At 46.1% G+C, this 469-nt stretch carries 1 protein-coding gene; it reads left to right on the top strand.

Going from position 1 to position 469, the window contains the following annotated elements; all coding sequences use genetic code 11:
- Positions 1 to 469, top strand: a 469-nt coding sequence (locus A3761_RS06315) for a GTPase (RefSeq protein ID WP_156491671.1), incomplete at both ends; no start/stop codon positions are given.

Raw genomic sequence — 469 nt, forward strand, 5'->3', positions numbered from 1 at the left:
AGTAGGTCGTCCTAATGTAGGTAAATCTACCTTATTCAATCGTTTGACCAAAACAAAAGATGCAATTGTCGCAGACTACGCAGGCTTAACTCGGGATCGTAAGTACGGCTCTGGAGTGGCGTTGGATAAGAAGTTCATTACTATCGATACCGGTGGTATAAGTGGTGATGAAGTCGGGATCGATGCTGTCATGGCTGAGCAGTCCTTGTTGGCAATAGAAGAGGCTGATCTAATCTTCTTTGTTGTGGATGGCCGGGATGGATTGACCCCTATTGATGAAGAGATAGCTCGTCATATCCGACAAACGGGAAAGCCTTATACCCTGGTTGTTAATAAAATTGATGGCCTTAATGCTGATACTGTTGCCAATGATTTCTACTCGCTGGGTATGGAGAAGCTGCGCTTAACCGCAGCCTCTCATAACCGCGGTGTTAAATCGCTGATCGAAGATGCAATGGAGGACTTCCCG

It is taken from the genome of Oleiphilus sp. HI0123, assembly GCF_001635315.1.